This is a genomic window from Amycolatopsis thermalba (assembly GCF_003385215.1).
In the GTDB taxonomy this organism is placed as follows: Bacteria; Actinomycetota; Actinomycetes; order Mycobacteriales; family Pseudonocardiaceae; genus Amycolatopsis_E; species Amycolatopsis_E thermalba.
Map to the genome: position 1 here is coordinate 1 of NZ_PQHW01000027.1, position 20612 is coordinate 20612.

Below are 20612 nucleotides of genomic sequence, written 5' to 3' on the forward strand. Positions count from 1 at the left end.
CGGCGACTCTTCAGCTCTCTTCTTTTTCTCGGCCGTCACCCAGTTATGCACCGTCTGCGCGACCAAATCAAAATCGCGCGCCGCTTCGGTATAGCTCAGCCCGCCCTCGAGTACCGCGTTGACGACCTCAGCCTTCAATTCCGGCGAGTACTTTCTCGGTCTCCTTGCCATGAAACACTCCTCCGGGCTCCTCCGCCAGTCTACTTGGAAGACGTGTCCGGAGACCTCGGAGCACATCACTTTCCCGCCTTGACACGACTGCTCGGCGACTGAAACACAATCAGGCATCGGGGGCGGGGGTGGTCGGAAGGTGACCGTTCGGCGCCGTGAGGCGCTCCCGCCCGCAGGGCGGGCCGCCCGCAGGGCGGGCTCTTCGCCTGCCTAACGTCACCTCTAAAGATCAAGAGATGTCCTCGCCGGACGGGCAGGCTCCGGGATGACGGGGAATGCAGGAACCTCGCCTTGGCGAGGTGGTCGCTGGGTGGTCATCCCGTCGCCTTCCGGTTTGTGCATATCACCTTGAGCCAGGCCCGCAAGGTTGGCACCGTCGGCCGCCGGTTGGCGGCCTGGGTTGCGGCCCTGGCTCAAGGTGATCGTTTCGGTGTCAGGCGACGGGATGACCACCCAGCTACCTTGGGTGCAAAAAAGGGGCGGCCGCTGCGCGACCGCCCCTCTTTTCTGCCTAGTGCTTGGGTGCGGAGCCGGCCTGGTCGGCCAGCATGCGCAGGCCCGAGACCAAGCCGCCGATGAGGTCGCCCTCTTTGAAGGACGCCACCATGCTCATCACGGCCAGCTTCGCGCCGCGGTCGGGGAGACGGCGGATCGCGTCGGAGCCCGTCACGATCTCCACGACCCGCTCGCCCGGGGAGACGGCGATCAGCACGGCGTTCGCGGAGTCCGGCTCGATCCGCGCGTGCAGCTCCTCCGCCCGGGCGCGGCTCTCGGAGCCCAGCTCGCCCAGGTACACGCTGAAGTCGAGCCCGGTCTCCCGGCTCGCGAGGGTCAGCGCTTCGTCCAGACGGGCCAACTGGACGGTGCTGAATGGGCTGGATGGAGCAGCGGGCTCGTACATCCGGGCCACCGAGCGGCGACCGGTCGCGGTAATCGCGACCCCGATCTCCAGCTCCTCGTCCGATCCTGGCTGTCGGGTCAGCTCACCAGCTGCCACGGGCTCCTCCTGCCGCCGTCACGCGCGCGTTCCCGCTCGCGTCCCTGTTCTCCACCGGTTCGCCGGAGTGCGTGTCGTGCACGGTCCCGATACCTTCCGGGTTGCCGCTCCACCACATCGGCGGGTACTCCCAGGCCTGGCCGGGCCGGTAGCGCGGCGTGCCGGTCAGCTTCGACCGCAGGGTGAGCACGCTGATCACCCCGTAGATCGCGGCCGGGATCAGCGCGAAGATCAGGATCGTCTCTCCGATGTTCACGCGTGAAGAGTAGCCCGAGCAGCCCCGGCCCGCCGAAGCCGGTCACGACCGCTCGTCGCATCCGGGCCACCGTCCGCCGAGCGTCGCGACGTCATTGGGGCGATGGGCTGAAGAGCGGTCGGACGAAAGGTTGCAACTCAACGTACAGCCGGCCGCACCCGGCGCGATTGCCTTGTCCGGTGGCCCAGTTCCTCGTAGCTTTTTCACCTGTACGGGCCTTGCGCCCCGCTCCCCTTCCCAATGAGTAACGCACAGGTCCCTGGAGGACAGATCATGTACCTGCTCCGTACCCTCGCCCAGAGCAACGACGACCACGCTCCGTCACTGATCGACACAGCGGACGGCTGCTCCACGCGGGGCACGCGTGTGACGCGCGGCACAAGGGTTACCGCCGGTACTCGAGTCACCCGCGGCACCCGCGTCACCAGGGGGACCCGGGTCACCGCCGGTACCCGCGTGACCCGTGGCACGCGAGTCACCCGTGGCACCCGCGTCACGATGGGCACCCGCGTCACGCGTGGCACCCGAGTCACCCGCGGCACGCGCGTCACCGCCGCCTGAGACCCGTCCCGTCCCGGAAACTGACCCGAACCACCACCAAGTCGAAGACGTCGGAACGCCCCGGCTCACCACCACAGCCGGGGCGCCGGTGTGCGTCCGATCAGGCCGCCACGCCGAGGTAGGGCTTCCACAGCGGGTCCGCGTCCCCGGAGTGCACCAGCAACCGCCAGTGCGGGCCCCGCGGCGCCGTCGGCACCACCCGCAGCTGCCAGCCCAGCTCCTCCAGGAGCCGGTCGGCCTTGCGGTGGTTGCACTTCGCACAACACGCCACGCAGTTCTGCCAGCTGTGCGGACCACCCTTGCTGCGCGGCAGCACGTGGTCGATCGTCTCGGCCCGCCCGCCGCAGTACGCGCACTTGTAGCGGTCCCGGTGCATCAGCCCGGCCCGCGTCAACGGCACCTGCGCCCGGTAGGGCACCCGCACGTACGTCGACAACCGGATCACCGACGGCACCGGCAGCGACAGCGTCGCCGCGTGCAACGTCAGACCGGCCGGGTCGCCGTGCACGACCTCCGCCTTCCCGCACATGACCAGCACCACGGCCCGCCGCAGCGGGAGCGCGGTCAGCGGTTCGAACGTGGCGTTGAGCAGCAGCACCCGCCGCCTGCCCATGGAGAACGTGCCGGGGCCGCCGGAACCGGCCGGATCCCGCCCTCTACGCTGACCCGAGGGTCGGCTCACGCGGCCGCCTCGCGGGGGTGGCCCACTGGGCTGAGGTCCGCCTCCGGGCGGCCCCTGACCCTGGTGAGCGCCCTGATCATGCGTAGAACACAGGGCTACCTCCGGCGCCTGCCCGCCCACCGCTTGGTCGGGGGCGCCGAGGGGGATCGGTTGTCGGTCTGGCACTCGACCACCTCCACCGGTGCAGCCATAGTCGACCACAGATCACACCCGATGCGCACCTGTGTTAGAAGACGTGTCCTGTGAAATTCGTTCGACGTCTGCGTGACGACGGGCGGAAACGGCCAGAAAGGGATCCCGGAGCCCCGTGACGCCGCTGCTCAACGAAGCACCCGAGTGCATCAACGAACCCGGCACCTGGTGCTATCAAGTGTTCCAGATCACGCACAACGAGTGGCTGGCGGCCTCCGCCAACTGGCTGATCGCCAAGCCGCTGCGGATCATCCTGATCCTGCTCGTCGCGATGATCATCCGGTTCCTGCTGCACAAGCTGATCGACCAGGTCACCACCATGCCGCGTGGCAACGGCGGGAAGCTGCCCACGATCCTGCGTCCCCTGCGCGAGCGCGCCCCCGACATCCTCGGCCCGGTCGTGGCCGAGCGGCGCCGCCAGCGGGCCAAGACGATCGGCTCGGTGCTCAAGTCGCTGACCTCGTTCGTCGTGCTCGGGCTCGCCGCCATCTACATCCTGGGCGAGCTGGGCATCAACCTCGGGCCGCTGCTCGCCTCGGCCGGTGTGGTCGGCATCGCGCTCGCGTTCGGCGCCCAGAACCTGGTCAAGGACTTCCTGTCCGGGATGTTCATGATGCTGGAGGACCAGTACGGCGTCGGTGACGTCGTCGACATCGGGCCGGCCACCGGCACGGTCGAGTCGGTCGGCCTGCGCATCACCACGATCCGCGACGTCAAGGGCACCGTCTGGTACGTCCGCAACGGCGAGGTGACCCGCGTCGGCAACTCCAGCCAGGGCTACGCGATCGCCCTGGTCGACGTGCCGCTGAGCTACAACGCCGACGTCGAGCGCGCCACCGCCGTCCTCACCGAGGCCGCCCACAGCGCCGCGACCACCGAGCCGCTGTCGGTCGACCTGCTGGAGGAGCCCGAGGTGCTCGGCGTGGAGAAGGTCACGCCGGAGAGCATCGAGCTGCGGCTGACGGTCAAGGTGCGGCCGGGCCGGCAGTGGGCCGTGCAGCGGCAGCTGCGTGCGGCGTGCCTCACGGCGCTGGAGGAAGCCGGCTTCCTGTCCGCCGCGACCACGGCACAATGAGAGGGTGACCGGTATGAGCGACCCCCAGTCCTTCTTCGAGGCCGTCGGCGGGGAACCGACGTTCCGCAAGATCGTCGCGCGGTTCTACGCCGAGGTGGCGAAGGACGAGGTGCTGCGGCCGATGTACCCCGAGGAGGACCTCGGGCCGGCCGAGGACCGGCTGCGCCTGTTCTTGATGCAGTACTGGGGTGGCCCGCACACCTACTCCGACCAGCGCGGCCACCCGCGCCTGCGGATGCGGCACGCGCCGTTCAAGATCGGCCCCATCGAGCGCGACGCGTGGCTGCGCGCGATGCGCGTCGCGGTCGACGAAGCCGGGCTGCCGGAGCCGCTGGAGACCCAGCTGTGGAACTACCTCGAGATGGCCGCCCACAGCATGATGAACAGCTGGGTCTGAGCCCCGCGCCCGCCTGAGCGGGCACGGGGCTCCCGGCGTCAGAGCTTGGCCAGCTCGTTGGCGAGCGGCTCCAGCACGTCCGGCGTGTGCGGCGGCGGCAGGTAGACGATCGCCAGGTCCAGGCCCTGCTCGCCGAGCGCGGCGGCCTCGTCGGCGACCTTGGCGTAGTCGAGGTCCGTGTCCAGCCGCACGTGGCTGGACAGCATGATCTCCTTCGGATCGCGGCCGATGTCGGCGCAGTGCTGGTGCAGCACGTCCCGCTTGCGGGCGAACTCCTCCGGCGTGCCGCCGACGAAGTTCCAGTGCTGGGCGAAGCGCGCCGCGGTGCGCAGGGTGCGCTTCTCACCGCTGCCGCCGATCACGATCGGCGGGTGCGGGCGCTGGATCGGCTTCGGCTCGTTGCGGGCGTCGGTGAGCTGGTAGTACTCGCCCTGGAAGGTGGTCGTCTCCTGCGTGAGCAGGCCGACCAGCACCTCGCAGGCCTCCTCGAACCGGTCGCTGCGCTGCTTGACCGTGCCGAGTTCCATGCCGTAGGCGCCGGACTCCTCCTCGTTCCAGCCGGCGCCGGTGCCGATCTCCAGCCGCCCGTTCGACACGATGTCGAGCGTCGCGGCCATGTTCGCCAGCAGCGCCGGGTGCCGGTAGTGGATGCCGCTGACGAGCGTGCCCAGGCGCAGCCGCTTGGTCGCCTGCGCCAGCGCGGTCAGCGTGACCCAGCCCTCCAGGCACGGGCCGGTCGGGTCGGAGAAGATCGGGTAGAAGTGGTCGAAGGTCCAGCCGGACTCGAAGATCTCGATGTCGTCGGCCGCCTGCCACACGGCGAGCATGTCGGACCACTCGGTGTTCTGGGGTGAGGTCTTGAACGCGAAGCGCATGGTCGCGACCCTAGCGACCTGGAGCTGCTCCAGCGCAAGTCAGAACAGCAGCGGAAGCAACGCGTGCCGCCGCCGGACCACGGCACCGTAGCGGGCGTCCAGGCGCATCCACGAGTTCGTCGCCGTCACCCGGATGACGTCATCCGGAATGGACGAATCGAAGAACCCCATTCCGGACAGGGCGAACAGGCACCGCATCTGGACCTTGACCTCGATATCGCCCTCGCTGACCGTCAGGACCGCCTGGTCCATCAGCGACGCCGGCGGGTTGCCGTGCGGGCCGGCGTTCTCCCGGGCCAGCGCGACACCGCGGTCGGTGAGGTCGCTGATCACCTTCGTGGGCAGCTCGTCGACCAGCTGCCACGGCCCGGTGGCCGGCAGTTCGCTGTGCCACAGCAGGTCCCGCGGCGGCCCCGGGTCCATCCGCTCGCCGCCGGCGACCGTGAGGGCGGCCAGCAGCTCGTTGCCGGACACCGTCACGTCACCAGGCTCGACCTCGCCGTGGACCGCGCGGGTGGCCAGGCAGTCGAACGGCGTGGACACCCACGCCTCGACGATGCCGCCACCGCGGTTGCGCAGCCGCACGGCGGCCTGGCCGTCCAGCCGCACAGCCCGGGCCACGAAGGCCCCGAGCGTCTCCCGGTCGCCCCGGTCGGGGACGCGCAGCTCGGTCACGCGCCCGCCTCCGTCAGCCGGGTCTGCAGGAACGCCCGCTCCTCCGCGGTCAGGCGGCGCGGACGGCTGGTGGTGACGTCGTAGGGCGCGAGGACGGTCTCGGCGGTGACCGCGACCGGCGATCCGGCGTCCGGGCCGTCGTGCACCCGGTAGTCCAGGGTCAGCGACGCGAACTTGAGGTCCTTCAGCGAGATCTCCACCCGGATCTCCTGCCCGTCCACCACGATCGGGGCGCGGTAGTGCACGGCCAGCTTGACCACGACCATGCCCTTCGCGAACTCCGCGAGCCCGGCGCGGCCCGCTTCGTCGAACAACAACGGCACGCGTGCCTCTTCGAGCAACGTCACCATGTTGGCGTGGTTGACGTGCCCGAACACGTCCATGTCCGACCAGCGGGGCCGCACCTTCGCTACGTACACCCCGATATTCCTACCTCACCGTGCTCCGCAGCTGGCGCGCGGCGACCGACAGCGTCGCGAGATCGAGGCGGCCGGACTGGTTGATCTCGTCGAGCGACACCCTGGCCCGGGCCAGCCGGGAGGCGTTCGCCTTCTCCCACTGCGCGATCTTGGCGTCCGTGTCGTCCTCGGGATCGCTGTGCCGCAGCGCGTCCAGCGTGATCGCCCGCAGCGACGAGTACACGTCGTCGCGCAGGGCCAGCCGGGCCAGCGCGTGCCACCGGTTCCCGCGCTCCAGCGCGCTGATCGAGGTGAGCAGCCGGTCGACGTCGAGGTGGGCGGACAGCGCGTAGTACAGCTGCGACGCCTCCTCCGGGCTGCTCTCCGCGTCCACCCCGGTCGCGCGCACCGCCAGCTCGGCCACCTCGACGACGTCGAGCAGCCCGTAGGCGTCCAGCAGGACCGCGACCCGCAGCGCCAGCTCACGCGGCACCCCGGCCTCGGCGTAGCGGTCGGCCTGCTCGCGCACGGCCTCGGCTTCCCGGCCACGCAGGAGCGTGTCGACCTTCGGCGCCAGCTCGGCGACGACCGGACCGAAGCGCGAGATCTCCGCGCCGACGGCCAGCGGCTGCGGCCGGTTGGCGAGGAACCAGCGCGCGGCCCGGTCCAGCAGGCGCCGCGACTCCAGCATCATCGCGTCCTGCACCTCGGTGGGCACCGAGTTGTCGAGCGCGTGGATGTCGTCCCACAGGGCGTTGAGGTTGAACACGCGCGTGACGATCGTGTACGCGCGCACCGCGTCGGTGGCGGTCGCGTTCATCTCCTCGGCCAGGCGGTAGGCGTAGGACACGCCCGCCCCGTCGACGACCTCGTTCACCAGCAGCGTCGTGATGATCTGGCGGCGCAGCGGGTGCTCGCCGATGCGGTCGGCGAACCGCTCGCGCAGCGGCTTCGGGAAGTACTCGGGCAGCCGCCGGGCGAACACCTCCGCATCCGGCAGGTCGCTGGCCAGCAGCTCGTCCTTCAGCTCCAGCTTCACGTGCGCGAGCAGGGTCGCCAGCTCCGGCGAGGTGAGGCCCTCACTGGCCTTCTCCAGCGCCTGGAACTGCTGCTTGCTCGGCAGCGCCTCCAGCTTGCGGTCCAGCGCCCCGGCCTTCTCCAGGCTCGCGACCAGCCGCGCGTGCACGGGCAGCATCTGCGGCGCGTGCGCCCGGCTCACGCCGAGCACCGCGTTCTGGTGGTAGTTGTCCGCGAGCACCAGGCGACCGACCTCGTCGGTCATCTCGTGCAGCAGCTCGTTGCGCTGCTCGCGGTCCAGTGCGCCGCTGCCGACCAGGTGGTCGAGCAGGATCTTGATGTTGACCTCGTGGTCGGAGCAGTCCACCCCGGCGGAGTTGTCCAGCGCGTCGGTGTTGATCTTGCCACCGGCGCGGGCGAACTCGATGCGGCCGCGCTGGGTCAGGCCCAGGTTGCCGCCCTCGCCGACCACCTTCACCCGCAGCTGGTTGCCGTCGACGCGCACCGCGTCGTTGGCCTTGTCCCCGGCGTCGGCGTGGGTCTCGGTCTCGGCCTTGACGTAGGTGCCGATGCCGCCGTTCCACAGCAGGTCCACCGGCGCCAGCAGGATCGCGCGGATCAGGTCGGCGGGGGCGAGCTGGGTGACGTCGTCGGCCAGGCCGAGCGCCTGACGCACCTGCGGCGACACCGGGATCGTCTTGGCGCTGCGGGAGAACACGCCGCCGCCCTCGCTGATCAGCGAGCGGTCGTAGTCCTCCCACGACGAGCGCGGCAGCTCGAACAGGCGCTTGCGCTCGCGGAACGACGCCGCCGCGTCCGGGTTCGGGTCGAGGAAGACGTGCAGGTGGTTGAACGCGGCCACCAGCCGGATGTGCTCGGACAGCAGCATGCCGTTGCCGAACACGTCACCGGCCATGTCCCCGATGCCGACGACCGTGAAGTCCTGGGTCTGGGTGTCCACGCCCAGCTCGCGGAAGTGCCGCTTGACGCTCTCCCACGCGCCGCGGGCGGTGATGCCCATGGCCTTGTGGTCGTAGCCGACCGACCCGCCGGAGGCGAACGCGTCGCCCAGCCAGAAGCCGTAGGCCGCGGACACCTCGTTGGCGATGTCGGAGAAGGTCGCGGTGCCCTTGTCGGCCGCCACCACGAGGTAGTTGTCGTCGCCGTCGTAGCGCACGACGTCCCTGGCCGGGATCGTGCGGCCCTCGACGAGGTTGTCGGTGAGGTCGAGCAGGCCGGAGATGAACATGCGGTAGCAGGCGATGCCCTCGGCCAGGTGCGCGTCGCGGTCCACGCCCGGGTCGCCGGTCGGGACCGGCGGGCGCTTGACGACGAACCCGCCCTTCGCGCCCACGGGCACGATCACGGCGTTCTTCACCGCCTGCGCCTTGACCAGGCCCAGGATCTCGGTGCGGAAGTCCTCCCGGCGGTCCGACCAGCGCAGGCCACCGCGGGCGACCGAGCCGAAGCGCAGGTGCACACCCTCGACGCGCGGCGAGTACACGAAGATCTCGAACCGCGGCCGCGGCTCCGGCAGGTCCGGCACGCTCTTCGGGTCCAGCTTGAGCGCCAGGTACGGGCGCGGGCGGCCGTCGGCGTCGGTGACCCGGTAGTTGGTGCGCAGCGTGGCGCAGATGACCGACAGCAGGCGGCGGAGGATGCGGTCCTCGTCCAGGCTGGTGACCGCGTCGATCATCGCGGAGATCTCACCGACCAGCGCCTCGGTCTGCTCGTCCGCGTCCGGGTCCGTGGTCAGGTCGAAGCGGTGCTCGAACAGCTTCACCAGCATCTTGGCGATGTCGGTGTGCGCGAGGACGGCGCGCTGGATGTACTCCTGCGAGTACGGCGTGCCGGCCTGGCGCAGGTAGCGCGAGTAGGCGCGCAGCACCGCGGCCTGGCGCCAGGACAGCCCGGCGCGCAGCACGAGGGCGTTGAAGTCGTCGACCTCGCAGTCGCCCCGCCACGCGGCGGCGAAGGCGTCCTGGAAGCGCTCGCGCAGGTCGCGCTCGGCCTCGCCGAGGTCGGTCAGGCCGATGCGCAGCCCGAAGTCGTAGACCCAGGACCGGGTGCCGTCCCAGCGGCGCAGCTCGTAGGGCCGCTCGTCGACGACCTCCAGGCCCATCCGCTGCAGGACGGGCAGCACGGCCGACAGCGTGACGCCCTCGCCGAGCAGGTAGAGCTTGAACCGCCGCTCCCCCGGCTCGGCGCCGTCCGGCGTGTAGAACGACATGGCCAGGTCGTCCGGGCCGGTCAGGCTCTCCAGCTTGCGCAGGTCGGCGAGCGCCTCGGTGGCGGTGAAGTCCTCCTTGTACGCCTCGGGGAAGATGCCCGAGTAGCGCTGGCCGAGCTCACCGGCCGACTCCTCGCCGAGGGTGGCCGTGGTGCGGGCGGCCTCGCCGGCGCGCTCGCGCCGTTCCGCCAGGATCGCCTCGACCATCAGATCGTCCCAGTTGCGCACCGCGGCGTTGAGGCGTTCCTGGATGCGCAGCACGTCCGGCTCGACGCGCGTGGCCGGGTCGGTGTGGACGGTGAAGTGCACCTGGGCGAGCGCGGTCTCGCCGACGCGCGTGCCGTACTCGAGGTGGGTGCCTTCGAGTTCGGCGAGCAGGACTTCCTGCATCGCCAGGCGCGAGCGGGTGGTGTAGCGGTCGCGCGGCAGGAACACCAGGCACGAGTAGAAGCGGCCGAAGGTGTCGCGGCGCAGGAACAGCCGCAGGCGGCGCCGGTCGGACAGGGTGATGGCGCCGATGGCGGTCGAGTAGAGCGAGTCGAGGTCGGCGGAGAACAGGTCGGCGCGCGGCCAGTTCTGCAGGACCTCCAGCATGCGCTGGCCGGAGTAGGACTCCATCGGGAAGCCGGCGCGGTGGATGACCTCGCACACCTTGCGGGAGATGACCGGCACGTCGAGGACGTCCTCGTGCAGCGCGGAGGTGGTGAACATGCCGAGGAACCGGTGCTCGCCGGTGACGTTGCCGCGCTCGTCGAACGTCTTGACGCCCACGTAGTACGGGTAGACCGGACGGTTCACTGTGGACGGTGCGCTGGCCTGGGTGAGGACGAGCAGGTGCGGGGCGAGCGCGGTGGCGGCCGTGTCGGGGCCGGCGGTGAGGCTGCGGGCGGCGAGGCTGTCCTGGCGCAGCACGCCGAGCCCGGACGCGAGGGCGGCGCGCAGGGCGGGTCCGTCGGCGCCCGGGTCGGGGTCCTCGACCAGTTCGTAGCGGCGGTAGCCGAGGAACATGAAGTGGCCGTCGGCGAGCCAGCGGAGGAGGTTCGCGCCCTCGGTGACCTCGTCGTCGGGCAGCGGCGGCGGGGTGGCGTCGAGTTCGGCGGCGAGGCTTTCCGCGGCCTGGATCATCTTGTCGGTGTCCTCGACGACCTCACGGACGTCGCCGAGGACGGAGGCGAGGTGGGTGCTCAGCTCGCGGCCGCGGTTGGGGTCGGTGATCAGGTCGATCTCGACGTACATCCACGATTCGACCATCGCGCCCTCGGGCGGGTTGGCGACGTCGGCGGCCGGGTGGACCTTGACGAGTTCGCCGGTGATGTCCCGCGTGACGGCGACGATGGGGTGCACGAGGCGCTGGACTTGGACGCCGTCGCGGGCGAGCTTGGCGGTGACCGAGTCGACCAGGTAGGGCATGTCGTCGGTGACGATCTGGACCACGGTGGCGTCGCGGGTCCACCCGTCCTCGGCGGTGGTCGGGTTGAGGAGGCGGACCGCGGGGCCCCCCGGCACGCGGTTGCGCGCGAACTCCTGGTGGGACCGGACGGCGCCGACGAGGTCGACGGGGTCGTCGCCGAGGATCTCGTCGGCGGGGATGTGGCGGTAGTAGAGGCGGATGAGGTCGGCGATGTCCGGCGCGTGCCGGGCCGCGGCTTCGATCAGCTCGTCGCGGATCTGCTCCGGGCTGGCAGGGCGTAGACGGTCGGTTCCGGACGTGGTCCCGGGGCGGACGGACACTCTTGACGAGCTCATCTCAGGCAACTCTCCACCGAGTCTGATCGCGCGCATGACGCTGAACGAACACCACCATAACCAGCCCGAAAAACCCACTGACGCCCGACCGCCGGATCGTAGAATCGATGCACAATCGAGGCGGATTGGCACAGGGATGGAAGCGGGTTTTCACGTTGGAGGGATGGCCGAGGGCAGGCCCCCCGAAACACGATGGCGACCCCTCGGCGCACGGTGCGCCAGCCGCTACGGCACGTTCCCCCGGCGACGGCGGCCAGGTTTCGCGACGCCCTTCCACCCCGGCTCGCCCCAGCCCGACGGCAGCGACGCCACCCCACGAGCTCGCCCCGCCAACGGCGGCAGCCACGCCCCGCCACAACCTCGGCCCACCAACGGCGGCAGTCAAGCCGCAACTTCACCCCGTCAGCGGCCTCACACGGCCCATACCACCGTGGCGGCCGTTCTCGTCACCGAGCACTTCCGTCGCTACGCCCTGGACCACCCGTCGACTGAAGCCAAGCCACCCCAGCGGCGGCACCCGGCTCCCCCGCGATGCCAACCGGCACCCGGCGCACTACCGCTACGCACGGCCGCACCCCAGCCACGCCACAGTGCACCCTCAACCCTCGACACCGCGGAAACCCAGCGTCCGGCTCACAGCCGTTGCGGCCACGGCCGCGCAACCGCGGTGAAGGTCAGCCGTTGCGTTCACAGCCGCAGCCGCCGGTGAAAGGTCAGCCGTCGCCGCGGTCGCGGCCGTTGCCCGACTCGCAGCCGTCGCGCCCACAGCCGCACAGCCGCCGGTGAAAGGTCAGCCGTCGCCGCGGTGGCGGCCGTTTCCGGGCTCGCTGCCGTTGCGTCCGTGGCCGTTGACCGGTCGCGGCTCGGACGATGATTGGTTGCCGAGTCGCTTCACGAGGGCCGCCGCGCTCGCGGTGCCCGCCTGGTGCTCGGCGAGCGCGCGGGCGAGCAGGTCGGCTAGGCCGGCGTCCTCGGGCAGATCGTCGTCCGGCACGCCGGTCAGCTCGGTGCGGAACGGCTCGCCGAGATCGTCGTCCCGCAGCACGGGCGCGTTCGTGAACGGGGTCTCCGACGTGCTGCTGCTGGTGGCCGGTTCGCTGTCCGTGCCGGAGAAGTCGTCCCACGGCGCCAGCGACGGTGGCAGCCGCAGGCGAGGCAACCAGTTGTCGATGACCGGCACGCTCGGCGCCGGCTCGTTCTCGCCGCGAACCTCGGGCTCGGAAGCGCTGTCCGAACGCGCAGCCGGAGCGACCTCGGCGCGGCTGACCGGCTCCGCCTCCGCACTCAACCACGACTCGCTGGAGGCGTCACCGTCGTCCCGCACGGCAAACTCCTCACGCCCGTCGGGCTCACGGCTCGCGCCGCCGCGTCCAGCAGAATCGCGGCCAGTCTCCGCACGCCCGCCGAACTCACGGCCCGCGTCGCCGAGGCCAGCACGCCCACCGGACTCCCGGCCCGCGTCGCCGAGGCCAGCACGCCCACCGGATTCCCGGCCCGCGTCGCCGAGGCCAGCACGCCCACCGGACTCCCGGCCCGCGTCGCCGAGGCCAGCACGCCCACCGGATTCCCGGCCCGCGTCGCCGAGGCCAGCAAAGTCCCGGCCGACATCCGCGCGCTCACCGAACTCACGGCCGTTGTCCCCGCGTCCATCGCGGCCGGCCTCCGCGGAGTCGCCGAGCGTGTCGTCCCCGGCGCGGCGGCGTCCGGCGGTCTCGGGGCGTCCCGGCTCACCCGTTCCGGCTGCGCGGCGGCGACCGCCACCCGCCCCGGTGCTGACGCCCAGCCTGTCCAGCACGCTCCGCGCCGCGACCGACCCGTGCTCCGAGTCGTGCCGCGTCTTCCGGGCCGCCCGCGTCTCGGCGCGCTCGGAGCGCGAAACCGCCACGTCCTCCGACGTCACGTCGTCCCGCGACGCAACCTCTTCGGACCGCCCGTCCGGCTTGTCCTCGGCCCGCCGACGCCCCGCCGATCCCTCACGCGATCGATCCGGCAGCGCCTTCACAACCGCGTCCCCCAGCCGGGACACATCCACGACCGGTTCGGACCGCCGGTACCGCACCACGTCCGAAGCCTCGGACCGCGATGCCGTCGCGGCATCCTCCCGCGGCTTCTCGGACTCACGCTGCTCGGACCGCGACGCCGTCACGACCTCGTCCGAGCGCGATGTCCGGCCGCGCTCCTCGGACCGCGATCCTGGAATGGTGTCGTCCGATCGCGAAGCCCGCACCACGTCTTCGAAGCGCGCGGTCTTCGCGACCTCCGCCGGCCGCTCGTCGGCGGGTTCGGGCGCCAGCGACCAGCTCGGCCGGGCGCTCTGCGGCCGAGCCTGTTCCGCCGCCTCACGCGGTCGCGGCGTCTCCTGGCTCGTCGCCTCGATGCTCGCCGGCTCGGGCACCGACAACGGCGCGACCGCAACCGAAGCGGTCGCGACCTCGCTCGCCGGCACCGACCCCAGGACGTGGTCAAGATCGACATCGGCGTGCCCGCCGCCACCGAACTCACCGGCCAGCAGGCCCACCGCCTGACGCCGGGCACGCGCGTGGATGTGCTCGGCGGCCCGGGCCAGCTGCAGGCACTCGATCGCCTCGGCGTACCGGCCGAGGCGCTCCTCCACGTGCGCCAGCTCAGTCCACAGGCGCGCGGTCAGCGCGTGCAGCTCGTGCCGCTCGGTGGCGTGCACGGCGTCACGCAGCATCCGCGCGGCCGCCTCCACGCTGCCGGAGGGCAGCAGGACCCGGGTGGCGATCGCCATCCGGAGCCACCCGGCCGGCGCGACGGACGCCGCACGGGCCGGCTCGTCCAGTACCGGTCGCGCGAGGTCCAGCGCGTTGGTGCCGTCCCCGCGGTCGAGCAGCGAGCAGACGAGCTGGAGCACCAGCCGGATCCGCACCACACCACCGTCGTGCTGCGCGTCCTCCAGCTGTTCGAGGAAACCGAGCCCCGTCGGCGCCGCGTCGGCCGCGCCGATGACGTCCCCGTGACGCCGCCGGTGCGCCGACACCGCGACCCGCAGCAGCGACCGCGCCAGCAGCCGCCCGTCACCGTCGAGGTCGTCGTCCGCCCCGCACAGCCGGTCGGCCTCGGCGAGGGTCCGGTCGAGTTCCAGCTTGCGCCCGAACTGCGACAGGCACCCGACCAGCTGGCTCAGCGCCGCCGCCTTGCGCGCGCCACCGAAGCCGGACGCGTCCAGCACCGGCCGCAGCGCGGCGAGCCCGGTCAAGGGCGCGCCGACACTGCGCGCACACACGGCGAGGTCGGTGCGCAACTGGGCCGCGAGCGTCGTCTGCCCCGTGTCCTCCGCGGCACGCAGGGCAGCCACGGCACGGCCCACCGTCGGCGCCCGCAGACCGAGACGAACCCGCGCCGACACCGCGAGCCCCTCGCCACGGACCCACAGCTCCTCCGCTCCGGCCGCCTCGGCCAGGGCAGCGGCCCGCTCACCGAGCACGAGCGCCAGCTCGGGCGCGCGCAGCTCGAAGTCGGCCGCCTGGCCGAGCAACCGCTCGACCGCCGCGATCTCGGCGCTCCGGCCGCCGTCCTGCGGACGCGAACCGGTTCGGCTGTGCTGGGTGGCTACCAAGGGGACTCCGCTTCCGTGTCGGCTCGAGCGTGCTAGCACGGGGCTTCCCCGCTCAGTCGCGCGTCAGCTTGCGGTGTGTCACCCGGTGCGGCCGGGCCGCGTCCGGTCCGAGCCGCTCCACCTTGTTCTTCTCGTAGCCCTCGAAGTTGCCCTCGAACCAGAACCACTTGGCCGGGTTCTCGTCCGTGCCCTCCCACGCGAGGATGTGCGTCGCCACGCGGTCCAGGAACCACCGGTCGTGCGAGATGACCACGGCACAGCCGGGGAACTGCTCCAGCGCGTTCTCCAGTGAGCCCAGCGTCTCGACGTCCAGGTCGTTGGTCGGCTCGTCCAGCAGGATCAGGTTCCCGCCCTGCTTGAGGGTCAGGGCCAGGTTCAGCCGGTTGCGCTCACCACCGGAGAGCACACCCGACGGCTTCTGCTGGTCCGGCCCCTTGAACCCGAACGCGCTGACGTAGGCGCGCGACGGCATCTCGGTCTGCCCGACGTTGATGTAGTCGAGCCCGTCGGACACCACCTCCCACACCGTCTTCTTCGGGTCGATCCCGGCCCGATTCTGGTCCACATAGGACAGCTTGACCGTCTCGCCGATCTTGACCTCGCCGTCGTCCGGCTTCTCCAGCCCGACGATGGTCTTGAACAGGGTCGTCTTACCGACACCGTTCGGCCCGATCACGCCGACGATGCCGTTGCGCGGCAGCGTGAACGACAGGTCGTCGATCAGGACGCGGTCCTCGAAGCCCTTCTTCAGGTGCGAGACCTCGACGACCACGCTGCCCAGCCGCGGCCCCGGCGGGATCTGGATCTCCTCGAAGTCCAGCTTGCGGGTGCGCTCGGCCTCCGCGGCCATCTCCTCGTAGCGGTCGAGCCGGGCCCGCGACTTGGTCTGGCGCGCCTTGGCGTTGGACCGCACCCAGTCCAGCTCGTTCTTCAGGCGCTTCGCGAGCTTGGCGTCCTTCTTGCCCTGGACCTCGAGGCGTTCGCGCTTCTTCTCCAGGTACGTGGAGTAGTTGCCCTCGTAGCCGACGACGCGGCCGCGGTCGAGCTCCATGATCCACTGGGCGACGTTGTCCAGGAAGTACCGGTCGTGGGTGACGGCGAGGACGGCGCCCGGGTAGCCGGCCAGGAACTGCTCCAGCCACAGCACGCTCTCCGCGTCCAGGTGGTTGGTGGGCTCGTCGAGCAGCAGCAGGTCGGGCTTCGACAGCAGCAGCTTGCACAGCGCCACCCGGCGGCGCTCACCACCGGAGAGGTGGGTGACCGCCTCGTCCGGCGGCGGGCAGCGCAGCGCGTCCATCGCCTGCTCGAGCTGGGAGTCCAGCTCCCAGGCGTCGGCGTGGTCGAGCTCCTCCTGCAGCCGGCCCATCTCCTCCATCAGCTCGTCGCTGTAGTCGGTGGCCAGCAGCTCGGCGATCTCGTTGAAGCGGTCGAGCTTCACCTTGATCTCGCCGAGGCCCTCCTCGACGTTGCCGCGCACGGTCTTGTCCTCGTTGAGCGGCGGCTCCTGCTGCAGGATCCCGACGCTCGCGCCCGGCTGGAGGAAAGCCTCGCCGTTGCTCGGCTGATCGAGTCCCGCCATGATCTTCAGCACGGTGGACTTGCCGGCACCGTTCGGACCCACGACACCGATCTTGGCGCCCGGGTAGAACGCGGTGCTGACATCGTCGAGGATGACCTTGTCCCCGACGGTCTTGCGCACCTTTTTCATGGTGTAGATGAACTCGGCCATGCCCACGATCGTAGAGCCGTGTCACGCGCGACCGAACGCCGGTCACCATCCCGCGACGGACAGTCAACCCCCCGTCACCGTGGAGAACCTCCGGCGCGTCACGGGCCCTGCCCTCCCCGCGGCCCGGCCAGCACCGGCGCGCGGTCCCCGACGGGCCGGTTCTCCAGGGCTTCGTCGGTGAGGCAGGCAGGGTCCCACAACGGGATCTGGGACGGCACATCGGGTTCGGCCCCGGGACCCCGCCTCAGCGAGACGCCGCACTGGGCGAGGTTGGGCCCGAGCGCGAAAGCCTCGAGTTCAAGTTGAGCACGAGACCCGTCGACGTCCGGATCGCCGGTGTGCAGCCGCCCGTTGACCACCACGGGATCGCCCCGGCGCAACGCCTGCGCCGCCGAGGCCGCCAGTGCGCGATGGCACACCACCCGCACCGAGAACCGCCTGCCCGGCACCCACTCCTGCCTGCGCCTGTCGAACCGGCGCTCGTCACTGCGTGCCCAGAAGATCGCCAGCTCACGCCGGTCCTGCCCGACCCGCTTGACCGTGATGTCGCTGGTCATCGTGCCCACCAGGGTCACCATCGTCTCCCCGATCGCCATCGCCGTTCTCCTTCTCACTCGTCGTCACCGGCCTGACACCAGAGTGCCCCGGGAACGAGCGGTGGGGAGAGCGAAAGCGAAATCGGCCGAAATCTGTGGATGGTTTCGGGCCGTGTGGACAACTCGCGGGGAAAACCGTTCGTGGCACCGAAAATGTCGGTGGCGTGTGCTAGGGGCGGGGCTTGCCCTGGTCCGCCATCTGCTTGAGCATCGCGTTGTAGGCCGCCAGCTCCTGGTCGCCGCTGGCCTCCTCCCGGCGGTCCTTCCGCTTCGCCTCCCGCGCGTCCGCCCGCGACCACTGCACGAGCAACGCGATCAGCACCAGCAGCACCGGCACCTCACCGGACGCCCACGCGATCCCGCCGCCCAGCCGCTGGTCCGCCAGCAGGTCGGACACCCACGGCAGGTGCAGCGCGCGGTAGAAGTTGTCGCCGATGATCGTCTGCTTCGACATCAGGATCACGCCGAAGAAGGCGTGGAAGGGCATGGCGGCGAACATCATCCCGAGCCGGCCGAGGTGCGGCAGCCGCCGCGGAGCCTGGTCGACGCCGATCACCGGCCAGTAGAAGACGTAACCGGCGAGGAGGAAGTGGGCGTTCATCAGAAGGTGTGCCCAGTGGTAGTTCAGCGCCGCGTCGAACAGGCCGGAGAAGTACAGCGCGTAGAACGAACCGACGAACAAGGCCAGCGCGACGATCGGATGGGTGAGCACCCGGGACACCGGTGAGTGCACTGCCGCCAGGAGCCACTCGCGCGGCCCCGGCGGGGCGTCCCGGCCCGCCACCGGCAACGCCCGCAGCGCGAGCGTCACCGGCCCGCCCAGGACGAACAGCACCGGAGCGATCATCGACAGGAGCATGTGGCTGCCCATGTGCACGCTGAACATCGCCGGCGAGTAGCGCCCGATGCCCGAGGACGTGGCGATCAGGAGCACGAAGCACCCCGCCAGCCACGCCACCGTCCGCCCCACCGGCCACGCGACCCCGTTGCGCCGCAGCCGCCGCAGGCCCGCCAGGTAGAGCGCGGCCAGCACGATCGCCGCCGTGCCGTAGATCAGGTCGAAGCGCCAGTCGAACAGCAGCCTCAGCAGGGTCGGCGCGCCGGGCAGGTCGTAGCCGATGAGCAGTTCCGTCGTGGACGGCTGCACGGCTTCCTGCGGCGGCGGGGTGCGGCCCAGCGCGGTGGCGATGCCGATCGTGACGAACATGATCAGCACCTCGACCGCGGCCAGCCGCAGCAGCTGCCCGCCGCCCTGGCCGTCGACCACCGCCCGCACGCCGCGGCTGCGCTGCTGCTGGCCGAACACGCCGAGCACCAGCAGCGCGACGATCTTCGCCACGACGAGCAGGCCGTACTCGGTGGTGAGCAGGTCGGACAGGGGCAGCCGGACCAGCGCGTTGATCACGCCGGACAGCGCCATCACGATCCAGCAGACCAGCGCGAGCCGGGAGAAGCGGCGCGCCGCGAGCGACAGGTGCTCCCCGCGCCGCCAGCCGAGCGCGAGCAGCGCGACCAGGCCGCCGACCCACAGCGAGGCGGCGATCAGGTGGTAGAGCAGGCTGTTCGTGGCGAGGTCGTGCGAGCCGCCGCTGGCCGAGTGGCCGGTCACGGCCACCGGGACGAGCCCGGCGACGGACAGCCCGAACAGCACCGCGGTCCAGCCCCAGGACAGCGCGAGGCGGCAGCCGAGCACCAGCACGAGCGCGATGGCCGCCGTCCACAGCCAGGCCTTGGGCTGCTCGATCGCGTCCACCAGGTCCAGCAGGACCTGCGGCGAGAACAGCTCGGTGACCGGCTTGCCCGCCGCGTCCGCCGCGGTGAACAGGACCGAGGCGAGTGCGGCGAAGAACCACACCCACGCGGCGATCCCGGCGGCGCGCAGGGCCGCGTACCCGTCACGCGCCAGGACGCCGGACTTCTGCGGCGGCACCAGGAACGTCGCGAGCAGCAGGGATCCCACGCACACGACCGACGCCGCGTCGGCGAGCACCCGGACCACGCCGACGCCGTACTGGGTGACGAGCCCGGGCTCGGGGAGGCCGGCGATCTGGTAGGTGGCCCCGCCCGACAGCGCGAGCAGCGCGACGGCCACCACCGCCGCCAGCAACCCGCACACCAGGAGCAGCGGGAGGACGCTCACCCGGCGCCGGGTCGCGGTCTCGGAAACTTCGGAGGGCACACGTCGAGGGTAGGCCCGCGTCAAACGCGGAGTTCGGCAGTGGTCCGTTCACGGTGACCTGCGCGACTCGCGCCGGCGGCGGCCGGGGCGATGAGCGCCGCGAGGACCGCTACCAGCACGAACGAAGCGGACAGGGAGGTCAGCTGGGCGATACCGCCGATCAGCGGCGGACCGGCCAGGAACCCGGTGTAGGCGACGGTGGTGACGAACGCGATCTCCCGCTCCCCGCCGCTGCCGTCCGCACGCTTGCCCGCCTCGCCGGCGAGGCTGAGCGCGACCGGGAACGCGGCGGCCAGACCCATCCCAGCCAGGACGAACCCGGCAAAGGCCAGCGCGGCGATCGGGACCAGCGCGGACATCAGCAGGCCGGCGGCGGCCACGACCGCACCGATCGCGAGGGTGCGGGTGGCCCCGAGGCGGCGCTGCACCCACGCGCTGCCCAGCCGCGTCACGGCCATGGCCAGCGAGAACGCGGTGAAGGCCAGCGCGGCCGCGCCCTGACCGGCGCCGTGCTCGGTGACCAGCAGCAGCGCGGACCAGTCCGAGCTGGCGCCTTCGGCCATCGCGGAACACAGCGGGACCACGGCCAGCAGCCACAGCACCGGCCGGCGGGTGGGTGCCGTGGTCGCCGCGCGGGCGGGCCGCTCGGATCGGGGCACCGCCCGTGGCAGGCCGTGGTGGACGGCCAGCATCACGAGCGCCGTCACGACGGCGGCGACCAGGAAGTGCCGCTCGGGCGACCAGCGCAGCGCCGCGGCGAGCCCGGCCGCGGCCGACGCGACCAGGCCGCCGAAGCTGAACCCGGCGTGGAAGACCGGCATGATCGCCTTGCCGGTGCGCCGTTCGACGCTGACGCCGCCGATGTTCATCGCCACGTCGAGCCCGCCGTTGGCGAAACCGAGGCCGAACAGGGCGACCGCGAGCCACGCCACTGAACCGACGAGCCCGGTCAGCGGCAGCACGACGCAGGACAGCAGCGTCGCGGCGAGCATGACGGCACGCGCGCCGAACCGCTCCGACAGCCGGCCGGACAGCGGAGCCGCGAGGAGGAGCCCCGCGGTGCCGCCGAGCAACGCCAGACCCAGCTCGCCCGGACTGGCGCCCACCTGCTCGGCGAGGGCGGGCACACGCGGCGCCCACGACCCGTACACCGCGCCGTTGAGCGCGAAGACCACGAAGACCGCTGTCCGGTCGCTGACCACAATCACCCGTCCCACAATGACTTAAGCGCTTCAGAACGTCAACCGGGTTCTGGT

General features: G+C 71.4%; 15 protein-coding genes. 2 read left to right on the forward strand and 13 right to left on the reverse strand.

What is annotated here, in order from left to right:
* The 4 genes from D0D15_RS37805 to D0D15_RS13610 all read right to left on the reverse strand — a co-directional run.
* Positions 1-288: transposase (locus D0D15_RS37805; RefSeq protein WP_205414074.1), on the reverse strand; the 288-nt coding region annotated here is incomplete at its 3' end.
* Positions 289-682: 394 nt separating this feature from the next.
* Complete coding sequence (locus D0D15_RS13595; RefSeq protein ID WP_094007922.1) at positions 683-1168, reverse strand: DUF5130 family protein; 486 nt, start codon at positions 1166-1168, stop codon at positions 683-685.
* A complete protein-coding gene (gene ctaJ, locus D0D15_RS13600) occupies positions 1155-1424 on the reverse strand; it encodes an aa3-type cytochrome oxidase subunit CtaJ (protein WP_017987644.1) in 270 nt (89 codons plus the stop codon). The genes D0D15_RS13595 and ctaJ overlap by 14 nt, the downstream gene beginning before the upstream one ends.
* A 661-nt stretch (positions 1425-2085) precedes the next feature.
* Positions 2086-2583 carry an HNH endonuclease gene (locus D0D15_RS13610; protein ID WP_094007929.1) on the reverse strand — a complete coding sequence of 166 codons (498 nt, stop codon included), beginning with the start codon at positions 2581-2583 and terminating at the stop codon, positions 2086-2088.
* Between the two features lie 391 nt (positions 2584-2974).
* Here D0D15_RS13610 and D0D15_RS13615 point away from each other — a divergent pair, with 391 nt between their 5' ends.
* Positions 2975-3934: a mechanosensitive ion channel family protein gene (locus tag D0D15_RS13615; protein WP_094007920.1), complete on the forward strand. Its 960-nt coding sequence runs from the start codon at positions 2975-2977 to the stop codon at positions 3932-3934.
* A 13-nt stretch (positions 3935-3947) separates the two neighbouring features.
* Positions 3948-4331, forward strand: a complete 384-nt coding sequence (locus tag D0D15_RS13620) for a globin (protein ID WP_094007919.1) — start codon at positions 3948-3950, stop codon at positions 4329-4331.
* Positions 4332-4369: 38 nt separating this feature from the next.
* Here the strand turns inward: D0D15_RS13620 and D0D15_RS13625 are convergent, their stop codons facing one another.
* The 9 genes from D0D15_RS13625 to D0D15_RS13665 form a co-directional block, all read right to left on the reverse strand.
* Complete coding sequence (locus D0D15_RS13625) at positions 4370-5206, reverse strand: LLM class F420-dependent oxidoreductase (RefSeq protein ID WP_094007918.1); 837 nt, start codon at positions 5204-5206, stop codon at positions 4370-4372.
* A 39-nt stretch (positions 5207-5245) separates the two neighbouring features.
* The gene (locus tag D0D15_RS13630) at positions 5246-5881 is read right to left on the reverse strand and encodes a DUF8010 domain-containing protein (protein WP_094007917.1); all 636 of its coding nucleotides are present in this window, start codon (positions 5879-5881) and stop codon (positions 5246-5248) included.
* The gene (locus tag D0D15_RS13635; protein WP_094007916.1) at positions 5878-6300 is read right to left on the reverse strand and encodes an acyl-CoA thioesterase; all 423 of its coding nucleotides are present in this window, start codon (positions 6298-6300) and stop codon (positions 5878-5880) included. The genes D0D15_RS13630 and D0D15_RS13635 overlap by 4 nt, the downstream gene beginning before the upstream one ends.
* Positions 6301-6310: 10 nt before the next feature.
* Positions 6311-11272 (reverse strand): NAD-glutamate dehydrogenase, encoded by a 4962-nt coding sequence (locus D0D15_RS13640; protein ID WP_115944477.1) that lies wholly within the window; start codon positions 11270-11272, stop codon positions 6311-6313.
* Positions 11273-12062: 790 nt separating this feature from the next.
* On the reverse strand, positions 12063-14852 hold the full coding sequence (locus D0D15_RS13645; RefSeq protein ID WP_244214955.1) for a hypothetical protein: 2790 nt from the start codon (positions 14850-14852) through the stop codon (positions 12063-12065).
* A gap of 52 nt (positions 14853-14904) precedes the next feature.
* Positions 14905-16581, reverse strand: a complete 1677-nt coding sequence (gene ettA / locus D0D15_RS13650) for an energy-dependent translational throttle protein EttA (protein WP_094007914.1) — start codon at positions 16579-16581, stop codon at positions 14905-14907.
* 98 nt (positions 16582-16679) lie between these two features.
* Positions 16680-17177, reverse strand: coding sequence for a single-stranded DNA-binding protein (locus D0D15_RS13655; RefSeq protein ID WP_094007913.1), 498 nt, complete (start codon positions 17175-17177; stop codon positions 16680-16682).
* Between the two features lie 169 nt (positions 17178-17346).
* The gene (locus D0D15_RS13660; protein ID WP_094007912.1) at positions 17347-19356 is read right to left on the reverse strand and encodes a bifunctional copper resistance protein CopD/cytochrome c oxidase assembly protein; all 2010 of its coding nucleotides are present in this window, start codon (positions 19354-19356) and stop codon (positions 17347-17349) included.
* 20 nt (positions 19357-19376) lie between these two features.
* Positions 19377-20564 (reverse strand): MFS transporter, encoded by a 1188-nt coding sequence (locus tag D0D15_RS13665; RefSeq protein ID WP_094007911.1) that lies wholly within the window; start codon positions 20562-20564, stop codon positions 19377-19379.
* Between the last annotated feature and the right edge of the window lie 48 nt (positions 20565-20612).

Coding starts and splice junctions, on each gene's coding strand:
- D0D15_RS13620 (WP_094007919.1), top strand. CDS start 3,948: ATGAGCGACCCCCAGTCCTTCTTCGAGGCCGTCGGCGGGGAACCGACG.
- D0D15_RS13625 (WP_094007918.1), bottom strand. CDS start 5,206: ATGCGCTTCGCGTTCAAGACCTCACCCCAGAACACCGAGTGGTCCGAC.
- D0D15_RS13640 (WP_115944477.1), bottom strand. CDS start 11,272: ATGAGCTCGTCAAGAGTGTCCGTCCGCCCCGGGACCACGTCCGGAACC.
- ettA (WP_094007914.1), bottom strand. CDS start 16,581: ATGGCCGAGTTCATCTACACCATGAAAAAGGTGCGCAAGACCGTCGGG.
- D0D15_RS13655 (WP_094007913.1), bottom strand. CDS start 17,177: ATGGCGATCGGGGAGACGATGGTGACCCTGGTGGGCACGATGACCAGC.